12 protein-coding genes are annotated in these 13,436 nt (G+C 44.2%); 5 read left to right on the plus strand and 7 right to left on the minus strand.

What is annotated here, in order from left to right; all coding sequences use genetic code 11:
* Window positions 1–219: 219 nt before the first annotated feature.
* From MAR181_RS04880 to MAR181_RS04895, 4 genes are all read left to right on the plus strand, one after another.
* Window positions 220–1,797, plus strand: a complete 1,578-nt coding sequence (locus tag MAR181_RS04880; RefSeq protein ID WP_013795481.1) for an inorganic phosphate transporter — start codon at window positions 220–222, stop codon at window positions 1,795–1,797.
* A 172-nt stretch (window positions 1,798–1,969) separates the two neighbouring features.
* Window positions 1,970–2,650, plus strand: coding sequence for a hypothetical protein (locus tag MAR181_RS04885; RefSeq protein ID WP_171810306.1), 681 nt, complete (start codon window positions 1,970–1,972; stop codon window positions 2,648–2,650).
* 80 nt (window positions 2,651–2,730) lie between these two features.
* The gene (locus MAR181_RS04890) at window positions 2,731–3,513 is read left to right on the plus strand and encodes a hypothetical protein (RefSeq protein ID WP_013795483.1); all 783 of its coding nucleotides are present in this window, start codon (window positions 2,731–2,733) and stop codon (window positions 3,511–3,513) included.
* An 83-nt stretch (window positions 3,514–3,596) separates the two neighbouring features.
* Entirely contained in the window at window positions 3,597–4,214 is a 618-nt protein-coding gene (locus tag MAR181_RS04895) for a LysE family translocator (RefSeq protein ID WP_013795484.1), read from the plus strand.
* A 10-nt stretch (window positions 4,215–4,224) separates the two neighbouring features.
* Here MAR181_RS04895 and MAR181_RS04900 read toward each other — a convergent pair whose 3' ends face one another.
* From MAR181_RS04900 to MAR181_RS04910, 3 genes are all read right to left on the minus strand, one after another.
* Entirely contained in the window at window positions 4,225–6,168 is a 1,944-nt protein-coding gene (locus tag MAR181_RS04900; protein ID WP_013795485.1) for a DNA topoisomerase III, read from the minus strand.
* Between the two features lie 68 nt (window positions 6,169–6,236).
* Window positions 6,237–6,719, minus strand: a complete 483-nt coding sequence (locus MAR181_RS04905) for a universal stress protein (RefSeq protein ID WP_013795486.1) — start codon at window positions 6,717–6,719, stop codon at window positions 6,237–6,239.
* Between the two features lie 52 nt (window positions 6,720–6,771).
* A complete protein-coding gene (locus MAR181_RS04910) occupies window positions 6,772–6,993 on the minus strand; it encodes a hypothetical protein (protein ID WP_013795487.1) in 222 nt (73 codons plus the stop codon).
* A gap of 179 nt (window positions 6,994–7,172) precedes the next feature.
* On the opposite strand from MAR181_RS04910, the gene MAR181_RS04915 reads away from it, so the two are divergent.
* The gene (locus tag MAR181_RS04915; RefSeq protein ID WP_013795488.1) at window positions 7,173–7,793 is read left to right on the plus strand and encodes an FKBP-type peptidyl-prolyl cis-trans isomerase; all 621 of its coding nucleotides are present in this window, start codon (window positions 7,173–7,175) and stop codon (window positions 7,791–7,793) included.
* A 97-nt stretch (window positions 7,794–7,890) separates the two neighbouring features.
* Here MAR181_RS04915 and MAR181_RS04920 read toward each other — a convergent pair whose 3' ends face one another.
* The 4 genes from MAR181_RS04920 to MAR181_RS04935 all read right to left on the minus strand — a co-directional run bounded on the left by MAR181_RS04920 (window position 7,891) and on the right by MAR181_RS04935 (window position 13,351).
* Window positions 7,891–8,307, minus strand: a complete 417-nt coding sequence (locus MAR181_RS04920) for a GNAT family N-acetyltransferase (RefSeq protein WP_013795489.1) — start codon at window positions 8,305–8,307, stop codon at window positions 7,891–7,893.
* Window positions 8,304–9,515 carry a ribosomal protein uL16 3-hydroxylase gene (locus tag MAR181_RS04925; RefSeq protein WP_013795490.1) on the minus strand — a complete coding sequence of 404 codons (1,212 nt, stop codon included), beginning with the start codon at window positions 9,513–9,515 and terminating at the stop codon, window positions 8,304–8,306. The genes MAR181_RS04920 and MAR181_RS04925 overlap by 4 nt, the downstream gene beginning before the upstream one ends.
* Window positions 9,516–9,603: 88 nt before the next feature.
* The gene (gene purB, locus MAR181_RS04930; protein ID WP_013795491.1) at window positions 9,604–10,977 is read right to left on the minus strand and encodes an adenylosuccinate lyase; all 1,374 of its coding nucleotides are present in this window, start codon (window positions 10,975–10,977) and stop codon (window positions 9,604–9,606) included.
* Window positions 10,978–11,131: 154 nt separating this feature from the next.
* The gene (locus tag MAR181_RS04935) at window positions 11,132–13,351 is read right to left on the minus strand and encodes an NADP-dependent isocitrate dehydrogenase (protein WP_013795492.1); all 2,220 of its coding nucleotides are present in this window, start codon (window positions 13,349–13,351) and stop codon (window positions 11,132–11,134) included.
* Window positions 13,352–13,436: the final 85 nt, after the last annotated feature.

The following is a 13,436-nucleotide window of genomic DNA, read 5'->3' on the forward strand; positions in this document are numbered from 1 at the left end:
TTTTGCCTGTCGATTTTATCACCGTCTTTCTGTACTGACTGGGGTTTTTATCTACTAATGCTCAGTGTAGAATGGCGCCGCATTTAATTCTTACAGAAATGTGACGGGATGATTTAAGCACCAAATTACGTCGTAATGCTGGGATAAGCATTCGTTTGAATTGAGAAAAACTCATATTTCAAAGATTTGGTAGAAATTAATTATAGATAGTAGAGCCTTATGGATCTTACAAACAATTCCAAAATAGAGTCCAGTTTACTGGTCGGTAATGATTTTGTCCGAGTTCTGGTTGCACTCGCCTTTATTCTAGCTTGTGGTTTTTATGCTTCAGTAAATGGTGTTGCGGCCTCTAATTTGTCCATCTTAGCCATTGCTGCGGCGATTGGTGCATACATGGCGGTAAACATTGGCGCGAATGATGTCGCTAATAATGTTGGCCCTGCAGTGGGGTCAAAAGCCTTGTCAATGACTGGCGCAATACTGATTGCGGCCATTTTTGAAGCGGCTGGTGCGCTTATTGCGGGTGGTACTGTTGTTGGTACCATCAAAAAAGGCATTATTAACCCCAATGCTATTGCTGATGCTGAGACCTTTATCTGGGTGATGATGGCCGCTTTATTAGCGGGTGCGATCTGGCTAAACTTAGCGACCTATCTTGGCGCTCCTGTCTCAACGACTCACTCAATTGTTGGTGGGGTGCTTGGTGCCGGTATTGCTGCTGGCGGATGGGACATTGCAAATTGGGATAAAATGGTTGCGATTGCAGCCAGTTGGGTGATTTCTCCCGTATTGGGTGGTGTCATAGCCGCAGTTTTCTTGATTTACATTAAACGTGCCGTCACCTATAAGAGTGATATGGTTGAAGCTGCAAAGAAGACGGTTCCGTTACTTGTAGGTATCATGGTATGGGCATTCTCGACTTATTTGATCCTCAAAGGTTTAAAGAAAATCTGGAAGTTCGACATCATTTCCGCCGGTCTTATCGGGTTTGCGATTGCTTTAACGGTTTACTTTGTCGTGCGTCCTATTGTGGATAAAACAGCAAACAGCCTGAAAAATGACAAAGACTCGGTTAATAGCTTGTTTACCATTCCGTTGATTGTTTCGGCTGCACTATTAAGTTTTGCACACGGTGCAAACGATGTGGCAAATGCAATTGGGCCTTTGGCTGCGATTAATGACGCTTTGATTTCTGGTACTGTGTCTGGCAAAGCCGCGATCCCGATTTGGATTATGTTAATTGGTGGTATTGGTATTGCATTTGGCCTGGCTTTGTTCGGTCCAAAATTGATTCGTACTGTAGGGTCTGAAATCACTGAACTTGATAAAATACGTGCTTTCTGTGTGGCGATGGCCGCAGCGATTACCGTGATTATTGCCTCTCAATTAGGTTTGCCTGTTAGTTCGACGCATATTGCAGTTGGCGGCATCTTTGGTGTGGGATTCTTACGCGAATATTTGAAGTTGTCTTACAACAAAAAACTAGCGGAAATTATCTCTCATTCAGAGTCAGCTGGTCATGATGCAGAGCAAACACAAGCTTTTGTTGAGCGTTTCGAAGTCGCTGATGTGATTGAAAAACGTGCCATTTTGCGGGAACTAAAAGCCTCTAAAGCCTCTTCACCAATTAGCTCTTCTGAGCGTAAAGGCCTGAAGAAAGCGACGAAGCAGGAGTTAGTGAAACGTTCTGCATTGTTAAAAATTGCGGCGGCTTGGGTTATTACCGTTCCTGCTTCAGCAACATTGGCTGGCATACTCTTTTACATGTTGTTGGGCTTCTCTGTTACCCATTCATAAGCTCTTCAAAATAAATCTTTAAAATTTGTTCTAACGGGCAAAGTTGATGATAAAAAGACCAGTTTTCTGGTCTTTTTCTGTTTTAATGGGCTTGTCTGTGGTATATAACTGTAAAGTTTTGACTCTTTAGTTTGTTTTGGTTTTTGAGATATCTTAGTTAAGGGAATTACGCTTGTTGGTTTTTACCGTCATTCTTATAATGATTACTGTCAGTGGCTTTATTTTCTTTGTTCGTTGGAAACAAAAACAGGATGAACTGAGGAAACGTCAGTTAGGTCGATTATCAAGTCGTGGAGAAAAAATGCTACGTACGTTTAGCATGCTTTCTGATCGATATTTTTTAAAAGAGACTAAGCTGTTTTTAATAGAGTATCTTTTGTCGGTTATTCAGCAGTTAAAGCAAGCAGGCATTAATACCGAATTTATCCATGAACAATATAATCTGACCAAGTTATACACTGAAATTACTTCTGGCAAAAATGTGTCAGATAAACGCAGAGTAAACAGCCAGGTGGAGTTTGAGCAAACTCAGAGTACGTTGCAGTTTTTGATAAAAGAACTACGTAGCCTATTAGATGGGAATAGCATGAGCCGTGTGATGATACGTCACCACATTGGTTTGGTTCGTTTTTCCTATTCCTTGGCTTATCGAGATCATTTGGTTGGCCAAGCGAAACAAGATCTGGAGCACGAACATAAAAGCCGAGCATTAGAAAAGTATCGTTTGGCTTTAGCTGTGATGGAAAAGCATAGTGTAGTGGGTTTGGCGCGAAAGGAGGCCTCGCGTTTGCAAAATATGATATTGGATGTCGAAGATGCGTTATTAGAGAAAAAAGAAGAGCATAAGAAATAGTATTATCCTTAGAGAGTAAGTGCTTAGTTTGAATTGACTAGTCATCGACTGAAATATTAACCTGGTATACGACGTATTATATGAGTGCTGTTACCATTACCGTACTGTTGTTAGTGATCGGAGGCTTTATTGCTTTTGCGATCGTGCTGCAATTAAAAGAGCAGGCTCGATTGGAAAAGCTTCGTAAAGTTGCCTCCTTGAACAATCAGTTGCGTCAAGTGCGTCGTTATTTGGACGAGATGCCTCCTCAATATCAGCCAAAAGATATGCGAATATGGCTGTTTTCTCGAATGTTGGCCATTTATGATCAATTACTCTCCTTGCAGCCTGATCCTAGTCTAACTCGTCGTCGAAATCATCTGTCGGAAGAACTGTCTGAATTCCAGGAAAATAAACAAAAGCGCCGTGCTCAACCGATGAACGATGAGTTAAAAATCATTGAAGTGAAGCGTCTTTTTGAATCTTTCAAATCTTTTTTAGTACAAGCACAAAAAGACAAAGTTATTGGTTCAGATGCGGTTCATCGTTATAAAAAATTGATGGATTTTTATCATTATAAAGTCAATGCGGATTACCACGCTTATCTGGCTCGACGGGCTTTTTTAAGTGGACAAATGGAAGATGCGATTGAACTTTATAACGAGGCCTTGGCGCAGCTAACTCCTATTGAGGAGGAGGTTGAAGCCCAACCAATGATCCAGAAATATAAAGAGGTGCTGCAAGAGATTGAAGACGATTTAGCGCTGCAAAAGGCGGAAGAAGAGATGACCAAAAGCATGGAAAGCGAAGGGGAAGAAGAGCTTGATGATGAGTGGAATAAATTTATCGAAGGTTCTACTTTTCAAGAGAAAAAACGTTTTTAATGCATTTCTTTTTGGGCTTGTATCCCATATTCTAGAGTTCAATTTCCACACTCGCTTAGTGTTTAATTAAAAGGATCTGCTTGGTGAATCTTGCTTTACTTTCTGCTTTCATTCCTACTTTCTTTTTTGTCTCTGTTACCCCGGGCATGTGCATGACGTTAGCCATGACGTTGGGCATGACGGTCGGTATTAAACGCGCTTTATGGATGATGGTGGGCGAGTTAGTGGGGGTTGCTGCTGTAGCGATTCTGTCTGCCATTGGGGTAGCGGCATTACTGCTTAACTACCCAAGTGTGTTTATGGTACTAAAATATCTTGGTGGTGCTTATTTGGCATTTGTGGGTATTCAAATGTGGCTGTCTAAGGGAAAGATGGCCATCAAAACCGATGAGAATAGCGCGCCAGCATCACGTAAAGAGTTAATGTCTCAAGGGTTTGTTACAGCGATTGCGAACCCCAAAGGCTGGGCTTTTTTTGTCGCTTTGTTACCGCCTTTTTTAGTGGCTGATCAGCCCTTAGCCAGTCAATTAGTTGTGCTTATTGCTATCATTTTGACCTTAGAGTTTAGTTGTTTGCTCATTTATGCCACAGGTGGTCGAACCTTGAAATCCTTATTAATGCAAAGTGGCAATGTGCGCATTATGAACCGTATTGCTGGCACCTTAATGATCGGCGTTGGTATCTGGTTGGCAGCGGGTTAAAGGCTAGACGCTAGGCTGGCTTTTTGGCTTTGCTTTTAGTGGATCTCTTTCTGGTTGCTGAGCGTTTCTTAAAAGGGTTTCTTTTGGGCGCTGGTAGGTGTTGCAGCGATGCCGTAGAGACACTTTTCGATTGAGTTAATAAATCTGTGAGGTTATCGGTTAGACCGGCCATAAAATCTTGATAACGACTCTCGCCCAAGCTCATGGCGTTCAATTGAGCCTCCCACTGTGCTGTCATATCCGGCGTGACCAATTGTGAGGGTAGGGTATCCGCAAACGCTCGGCCAGTCTGACTGGCATGAATTTGCTTGCCTTGGCGGATTAGAAACTCCCTTTTAAATAAAATTTCAATAATACCGGCTCGTGTTGCATCTGTGCCTAGACCATCTGTCTCTTTCAATATGGCTTTGATGCTTTTATCGGAAACAAAGCGGCTAATACCAGTCATTGCAGCCAGCAGAGTGGCGTCTGTAAAGGCCGCAGGCGGCGTGGTGACCTTATCTCTAATGATACCTTGATCACACCAAAGGGAATCCCCTTTCTTCAAATTAGGCAGTTGTTCTTGTTCTTCTTCATGGTCTGATTTTTTCTTGGTAGGAAGAAGAGAGCGCCAACCTAATGCCACTGGTGTACTGCCTTTTGCTTCGAATTTTCCTCCGGCGATGTCAAGTTGAATAAGCGTCGATAGATATTGGTAGTCTGGATAAAATTGCATCAGATACTGGCGTGCAATCAAACCAAAAATTTGGCTTTCAGTTTTGTTTAAAGAAGCGGCTTTATGCGCTTGTGATGTTGGAATGATGGCATGATGGGCGGTGACTTGTTTGTCGTTCCAGGCTTTGCTCTTAAGATTGGAATTAGCATTTTTTGTGCTTTTTGCAAGCGCCTCTGAGCCTTTGCTGAGAGCATTAATGATGGCTTTAGCGTCTCTGTGTTGTAAGGTTGGTAAATAGCGACAGTCAGACCTAGGATAAGTAATGATCTGATGGCGTTCATATAACGCTTGGCATGTGTCTAATACTTGCTGCGCCGACATGGCGAAAATTTTCGCAGCATCAATCTGTAGTGACGATAGATTATAAGGTAAAGGCGGTGGCTGCTTTTTTTGTTTGTAATCAGCTTGGCTTACTAATGCAGGTTGATTTTCGATTCGTGACGCGACATTCTTTGCAAGGGCTCGATTGAGCACTCGACCTTCTTCATCCATGTAGGGGCGGCAAGCATCACTTGGGAGCCATTTTGCTTGAAAGTGTTGATTTTCCGGTGTGGTGATTTGTGCCCAAACTTGATAATAATTTTTAGCGACAAAGTTCTCTCTTTCGGTGTCTCGTGCCACGACTAAGCCGAGCACAGGTGTTTGTACTCGACCTATGGATAAAACCCCTTGGTAGCCAGCCTGACGTCCTCTGATAGTGTAAGCGCGAGTTAAGTTCAAGCCAAATAGCCAATCTGCTCTGGCTCTGGCTAAGGCTGAACGTGATAAGGCGGCGAATTCTGCGTTGGATTTAAGCTGTTGTAAGGATTTTTTAACCGCAACAGGGGTTAAGTCGCTAATGAGCACTCGCTGAGTTTGTTGCAATTTTTGAGCTGGCACCTTGGCGTAATGCAGAACTTCGTCGACTAACAGCTGACCTTCGCGATCAGGATCACCAGCGTGGACCAGTTGCGTTGCTTGTTTGATCAGCTTTTTTAGAATGCCGAGTTGTTTTTTTGTGTTGGCTTTTTCTTGCCATTGCCAATCACTCGGTATTATGGGGAGGTGATCAAGTTGCCATGTTTTAAAAGCAGGGTTATAGATGTGAGGCTCGGCTTGTTCCAGTAGGTGACCGATACACCAGCTAATGCAGTCACCATTCGGCAACCAAATACAACCTTCCTGTTTTTTTTGTGGGCCAGGGAGAGCGGCGGCAATCGCACGGGCCAAGCTGGGTTTTTCGGCAATATAAAGAATCATGGTTACACTTACTGTTTATATATACAGTAAGTGTAACTAAGTGTCGATATTAAGACCAGCCTATCTGGCTACTTTATTGGCACAACCATGACAGGAATGTCGCTGGAGTGAATGACTTTGTTAGCGGTTGAACCTAACACCATTTGTCCAATCGCACTATGAGTGCGGCTGTTCATGATGATCAAATCCGCCCCTTGTTGCTTGGCTGCTTGCTGAATGGCATTGGCTGGCAGGCCAGTGACGATCAGAGTTTCTGGTGTTGTGGTTAGTCCAATCAGTTCATCTTGATGACGTTCTGTAAATTCTTTTAATAGTGAGTTGATGCGCTGTTGGACGTCATTGTTGGCTTCGTTGCGCATGGTTTCTAAGACATCGTCACTGATGTAGTTATGAATCATGCTCGCGGCTTGAGGGTTGAGCGGTTCCATAACGTGCAGAAAGACAATTTTGGCATGATGAGTAAGCGCTAAACTGAAAACCAGTTCAATGGCAGATTGAGTTTGGTTTTCTAGGTCGCAAGCGTAAAGTAGCGTGTTGATTTTTGGTAACATATTAAGATCCTCTTGTTATGTTCCTACATCGGATCCTTTTAGCTTAGTCCCTTTAGCTTTTTCTTTGCTGATCTGTATCAATTATTTGTGTACTGATTTCGACAGGAACGCTGGAAACGCTTGAGGTATTTGGCTTATTCACATGATTGGCAAACAGAAAACAGCTGATCGCTGAGATAAAAATAAAGCTGATAAACAACATGCTCCAATAATCGCTTGCCTTGTTGTCTTGTTTATTATGCTTAGCGGCTGGAACAAAGGCTTTCGTCTTCATGACATTCTCCTTTTGTATCTGTTTATGATTATTTAATGATAATCAATATCATTTAAAAAAGCTATCCCTGTGATTAATATTTTCAACTGTCGACAGATGTGACAGTGTCATGTTCCAACCTGTTTGGCTATGTTATGATGGCGGCCTAATTTTTGGAGCAATAAAAAGAGAGTGTATACATGTCAGAACTGTCGTTCGACTCAAATGAAGCAAAAATTGCATACGGTATTGGTCGTCAAATCGGTGATCAGCTACGTGGTAGTGATCTAGGTGAGTTGTCTTTGACTCATTTGTTTGCTGCGATTGAAGACGCTTTGAACAATGCTGAAATGCGTGTTCCTGGTGCTGAGTTGGAAGCGGCATTTGCTGAGCTTCAACAAAAAATGGAAGAGAAAAGCCGTGCGGCATCGGAAGAAAACATCACAGCAGGTGAAGCTTTCTTAGCGGAAAACAAAGCAAAAGATGGCATTCAGGTGACTGAATCAGGTTTGCAGTACGAAGTGCTAGAAGCCGGCACAGGCGAAGTACCGAGTGGAGATGCAACCGTTCGTGTTCATTACGAAGGTCGACTAACAGACGGTCAAGTTTTTGATAGCTCTATTGCTCGCGGTGAGCCGATTGAGTTCCCACTAACAGGCGTTATTGCTGGTTGGACTGAAGGTCTGCAGTTGATGAAAGAGGGTGCGAAATACCGTCTTACTATCCCAGCTGAATTGGCTTACGGCGCCCAAGGTGCTGGTGCTATGATCAAACCTCATTCTGTTCTTCAGTTTGATGTTGAATTGATCGCGATTGTTTAAGCTTAGAGACATTCGAAAAGCTTAGATCGGCAAAAAAGCGAGCTTAGTCTCGCTTTTTTGTATTCATAGCAAAGGAGGTTAGATATAAACCAAGAGGTTAAATGTCTCTTGTCATACGAACATGGAGCTTCCCAGCTTCTAGGAAAACTTTACCATCACTGCGAAACCCTTGTTTTTCATAAAAACTCTGCACATCCACTTGGGCGTTGAGAAAGGCCTGACGATGCCCCATTTCTCTTGCCACTTGGACGGCTTTTCGCAGTAAGCGTTCGCCATAACCTTGATGGCGATAAGAAGGTAATACCGCCAAGCGACCAATTTGACCTTTTTCGGTTAAGCGGCAGCTACCAGTTGGCACAGCTGTGGTACCAAAGGATACAAAATGTATGGCGTCTTGATCTTCATCGTCCCATTCATCAACAGGATCAACGCCTTGTTCAATAATAAAAACTTGAGTTCGAACAAACTTTAATTGTTCTTTGCTGCTGTTCCAATCAGACGTTAGGATGTTCATTCCTCGTCCTCTTCAGGTACTGGTGCGGTTAGTTCAATCAGCCCTTGCTGACCAATTAGGAAACGTACAAGAGGTTCTAGGTCCTCATGTTGTGATAAGTCTAACCCAGAAAAATCAAATTCGCTCTGATCGCAAATGGCTTGCGCAAAAGCCGTCAAGGTCTGATCGACTAAAATGTGTTCGCCATTGCAGAAAACTTCAATAGAGTCCGCTGTGCTGGCTTGTTGATAATAACAGATCCGAGCATCGCCGGGGCGAATGAAGGTTTTCCCTTGCTTGGCTTGGAGGAAAGCGTGATCTTGCTCAGTTTGATTCAATGGCGATAGATACTCAGGGTATTTACTTTCACTCATGGTGTCGCCAAGCCATTCGGCTAAGAGATCTGGTTGTGCTAATAAGCGATTTAGCTCATTTTGTAAGTAGCGGATATCGTCATGATGAATTTCCGCACTGTGTGCTCTTTGCTCTGGTTCGGGGGCTGAAAAACGGCTTTTTTCATTGATGCTTTCACAGAGTTTATCGCGTATGCCGGTTAGCGCATCTTGTAGACTCGGTGCTCTAAAACCAATCGAATACGTCATGCAGTCATCGTCAAGCGCTCGGCCATTATGAGCAAAGTTTGGTGGTAAATACAAAATATCGCCAGTGTCTAATGTCCAATCCATGTTTGGGTCAATTTGAAAGTTGTCTAGGATGTGTAAGTCAATATTGGCTAACGCTGAGTCTTGATAGCTTTCGGGGCCCAAGACTTGCCAGCGGCGCTTGCCGGCGACTTGTATTAGAAAGACATCGTATTGATCGTAATGAGGTCCAACGCTGCCGCCTTCGGTGGCGTAACTCACCATCACATCGTCCAATCGCCAGCTCGGCAAAAACTGGAATTGCTCTTTTAGAGCTTGAATTTCTGGTACCCAATGGTCAACAGCTTGAACCAGTAAGGTCCATTCTTTCTCAGGTAACTGAGCAAAGTGCTCTTCATTAAATGGACCTTGTTGTAACGCCCAAGGGCGATCACCATGTTCAATGACGATTCGTGATTCAACTTCCTCTTCCATTGCCATGCCAGCCAGTTCATTGGCGTCAAGTGGAGGCGTGAAATCCGTTAGACCAGCACGAATAAGCAAAGGTTTCTTTTGCCAATATTCGGTGATAAATGTGTGTGCTGTCATGCCGCCCAAAATAGACAATGGAGAATGAAGGTCAATCATATTGCTGCTCATTAAATAATAATCTGTTATTAGAGACAAAAAAGAGCCGATGAATCGGCCCTTTTTATCTTAACTCAATGTCGTTTTCCTAGCCGCGAATGGCTTTGGCTTGGGCGACAGCATTACCAATGTAAGTACTTGGTGTGAGTGCTTTGAGTTCGTTTTTCGCTTGCTCTGGCAGTGCCAGTGTATCGACGAATGCTTCGATCGTCGTTTGGTCAATCGTGCGACCACGAGTCAGCTCTTTTAGTTTTTCATAAGGTGATTCAATGCCGTAACGACGCATCACGGTTTGGATTGGCTCAGCCAATACTTCCCAGGCCGCATCTAGGTCTTGCTCTAGGCGAGGGGCATTGATTTCTAGCTTACTGATGCCTTTTAGCGTCGCCTGGTAAGCAATTAAACTGTGTGCCAGACCAACGCCAAGATTACGCAACACGGTAGAGTCGGTCAGGTCGCGCTGCCAGCGTGAGATCGGCAGTTTGGCACTGAGATGATTCAAGATGGCATTGGCAATGCCCAAATTGCCTTCTGAATTTTCGAAGTCAATTGGATTGACTTTATGTGGCATGGTCGAAGAACCAATTTCACCCGCAATGGTTTTTTGCTTGAAAAAGCCCATTGAGATATAGCCCCAAACATCGCGATCAAAATCAATCAAGATGGTGTTGAAACGGCTGATGGCATCGTATAACTCAGCGATGTAATCATGCGGTTCGATTTGGGTTGTGTAAGGGTTCCAAGACAAGCCTAATGAGGTCACAAAGGCTTCTGCGTGTGCTTGCCAATCAAGGTCAGGGTAAGCCGATAAGTGAGCGTTGTAGTTGCCTACCGCGCCGTTGATTTTGCCTAAAAATTCCACTTGCTCGATTTGTTTCAACTGACGACTTAGGCGAGCAGCTACGTTCGCCATTTCTTTACCCACGGTTGAGGGAGAAGCCGTTTGGCCGTGAGTTCGAGATAGCATCGCTTGCTCAGCATGCTCAATAGCAAGATCTTCAATCGCTGCAATGACGTTTTTAAGCTCTGGTGTAATGCCTTCCGCCAGCGCTTCACGCAACATCAAGGCGTGAGATAAGTTGTTGATGTCCTCGGAGGTACAAGCAAAGTGAACAAACTCAGAGATAGCGGCCAATTCTGCATTGTCCGCCATTTTACTCTTGATGAAGTATTCAACTGCTTTGACATCGTGGTTGGTAGTTTTCTCAATGTCTTTAATGGCTTGAGCATCGGCTTCACTGAAGTTATCGGCCAGTTGGTTTAAAACCGCATTTGCAGGCTCGCTGAGAGTCGGTACTTCGGCAATTTGCGGATGGTTAGCAAGAGCTTGTAGCCAGCGAACTTCAACAATGACTCGCATACGGAGCAAACCGTACTCGCTGACTGAGCGACGCAGTACGTTGGTTTTCGATCCGTAACGACCGTCGATAGGGGAAATCGCATTTAAGCTAGTTAATTCCATTGAGATAACGCCTCGAACATGGTTTTCAGGGAGCGGCTATTATAGGCAAAAGCAAGACGGTAATACAGGGATATGAGGCTAGGTTAAGCATAAAAAAAGCCCAGTATTGTCATTTCGACAATACTGGGCTTGGTATCGCTTGGTTAGCGAAAACTTACAGTGATGCTAACGCTTGATTAAAGGTCGCGCTTGGGCGCATGATCTTAGCGACTTCGTCTAAGTTCATGTGGTAGTAACCAGTCAAGTTAGCGGCTTTGCCTTGCACTTCAGCCAATTCAGCAACGATCGTTGCTTCATTTTCTGTCAGAGCTTTGGCAAGTGGTGCGAATTTCGCCGCAAGCTCTGCATTGTCAGATTGTGCTGCCAATTCTTGAGCCCAGTACATGGCTAGGTAGAAGTGGCTGCCGCGGTTGTCGATCTCACCTGTTTTACGAGATGGTGACTTGTTGGTATCAAGCAATTTCCCCGTTGCTTTGTCTAGACAGTTTGCCAAGACTTTTGCTTTTTCGTTGTTGTGCTTGATGCCAAGCTCTTCAAACGAAACGGCAACGGCAAGGAATTCGCCTAGGGAGTCCCAACGAAGGTGGTTTTCTTCCATTAATTGCTGAACGTGTTTTGGTGCAGAACCACCCGCGCCTGTTTCATACATACCACCGCCATTTAGCATTGGCACGATAGATAGCATTTTAGCAGACGTACCAAGCTCCATGATTGGGAACAAGTCGGTTAGGTAATCACGTAATACGTTACCAGTCACAGAAATCGTATCTTGACCACGTACAATGCGCTCCATAGAGAAACGGATCGCTTCGTTGTAAGGCATAATATGGATGTCTAAGCCATTTAGATCGTGCTCTTGTAAGTACTTCTCAACTTTTATACGCAGTTGAGCGTCATGAGCACGTTCTTCTTCAAGCCAGAAGACAGCGGGTGTATTGGATTGACGTGCACGAGTAACACCCAGTTTCACCCAGTCACGGATTGGTGCGTCTTTGGTTTGACAAGCACGCCAAATATCACCTTGCTCTACGTCGTGTTGCATCAACACATTGCCTTGCTCATCAACAACGCGCATAGTGCCGTTAGCTGGTAATTCAAATGTCTTATCATGTGAGCCGTATTCTTCGGCTTTCTGTGCCATCAAGCCAACGTTTGGTACTGTGCCCATGGTTACAGGGTCAAAAGCACCGTTGGTTTTACAGAAGTTAATGACTTCTTGGTAAATGCGCGCGTAAGTACTTTCTGGCATGACTGCTTTAGCATCATGAGCTTTGCCGTCACGGCCCCACATTTTACCTGAATTACGGATCATCGCCGGCATAGAGGCATCGACAATCACGTCGCTTGGTACGTGAAGGTTGGTAATGCCTTTATCAGAATCCACCATCGCAAGTTCTGGACGTGAAGTGTATACGTCTTGGATTGCTTGTTTGATTTCTTCTTGCTGTGCTTCTGGAAGTGTTTTGATCTTGTCGTAAACACTACCTAGACCGTTATTTGGGTTAACGCCGATTTCTTTAAAAAGTTCACCGTATTTTTCAAACACGTCTTTGTAGAAAACCGTAACCGCGTGACCAAAAACGATCGGGTGTGACACCTTCATCATGGTGGCTTTAACGTGCAAAGACCACATGATGTCGTTGTCTTTTGCATCTTGTAGCGTTTGTTCGAAGAAAGCGCGCAGTGACTTGCTGCTCATGTTCATGCTGTCTAGTACTTCACCAGCAATCAAAGGTAAGGTTTTCTTCACTTCAACAGAACCGTCTTGTCCAACGAATTCGATGCGAACAGTTTGGTCTTTTTCCATGGTGATAGATTGTTCAGAGGAGAAAAAATCACCGCCACGCATGTAGTCAGCGTGAGACGTTGAGGTTTTTTTCCATTTGCCCATGGAGTGAGGGTTTTTGCGAGCAAAGCCTTTTACGGCAGCAGGTGCGCGGCGGTCAGAGTTACCTTGACGAAGCACTGGGTTAACGGCACTACCAAGTATTTTAGCGTAACGTGCTTGAGCGTCTTTTTCCGCTTCTGTTGTTGGGTTCTCAGGGTACTCAGGCAGACCGTAGCCTTGTTCATTCAACTCTTTAATGGCTGCATACAGCTGAGGTAGAGAAGCACTGATATTTGGCAATTTAACGATGTTTGCTTCTGGAGAGGCGGTTAGCTCGCCTAGAAACTTAAGGCCATCTGCAGCTTGTTTGTCAGCCGGTAGAGTGTCAGAAAAAGCAGAGATGATACGGCTCGCTAAAGAGATATCCGTTAATTCTAGTTCGATGTCTGCTTCTTTTGCGAAGGTGCCAAAAATTGGCAGCAAAGACGATGTTGCTAATGCTGGTGCTTCATCGGTCAACGTGTAGTAGATGGTTTGTTTCGACATGTAATTCCCCTAACATTTCAGGCGTTATGCCCATTGGATCGAAGATGACTTTAAGCCGCCATTCCTAATTTTAACAAAATTGAGA

The sequence above is a fragment of the Marinomonas posidonica IVIA-Po-181 genome, assembly GCF_000214215.1.
Taxonomy (GTDB): Bacteria; Pseudomonadota; Gammaproteobacteria; order Pseudomonadales; family Marinomonadaceae; genus Marinomonas; species Marinomonas posidonica.

Excerpts from the sequence above, each read along its gene's own strand:
- MAR181_RS04880 (WP_013795481.1), top strand. The coding sequence starts at position 220 with ATGGATCTTACAAACAATTCCAAAATAGAGTCCAGTTTACTGGTCGGT.
- MAR181_RS04890 (WP_013795483.1), top strand. The coding sequence starts at position 2,731 with ATGAGTGCTGTTACCATTACCGTACTGTTGTTAGTGATCGGAGGCTTT.
- MAR181_RS04900 (WP_013795485.1), bottom strand. The coding sequence starts at position 6,168 with ATGATTCTTTATATTGCCGAAAAACCCAGCTTGGCCCGTGCGATTGCC.
- MAR181_RS04905 (WP_013795486.1), bottom strand. The coding sequence starts at position 6,719 with ATGTTACCAAAAATCAACACGCTACTTTACGCTTGCGACCTAGAAAAC.
- MAR181_RS04910 (WP_013795487.1), bottom strand. The coding sequence starts at position 6,993 with ATGAAGACGAAAGCCTTTGTTCCAGCCGCTAAGCATAATAAACAAGAC.
- MAR181_RS04915 (WP_013795488.1), top strand. The coding sequence starts at position 7,173 with ATGTCAGAACTGTCGTTCGACTCAAATGAAGCAAAAATTGCATACGGT.
- MAR181_RS04920 (WP_013795489.1), bottom strand. The coding sequence starts at position 8,307 with ATGAACATCCTAACGTCTGATTGGAACAGCAGCAAAGAACAATTAAAG.
- MAR181_RS04925 (WP_013795490.1), bottom strand. The coding sequence starts at position 9,515 with ATGATTGACCTTCATTCTCCATTGTCTATTTTGGGCGGCATGACAGCA.
- purB (WP_013795491.1), bottom strand. The coding sequence starts at position 10,977 with ATGGAATTAACTAGCTTAAATGCGATTTCCCCTATCGACGGTCGTTAC.
- MAR181_RS04935 (WP_013795492.1), bottom strand. The coding sequence starts at position 13,351 with ATGTCGAAACAAACCATCTACTACACGTTGACCGATGAAGCACCAGCA.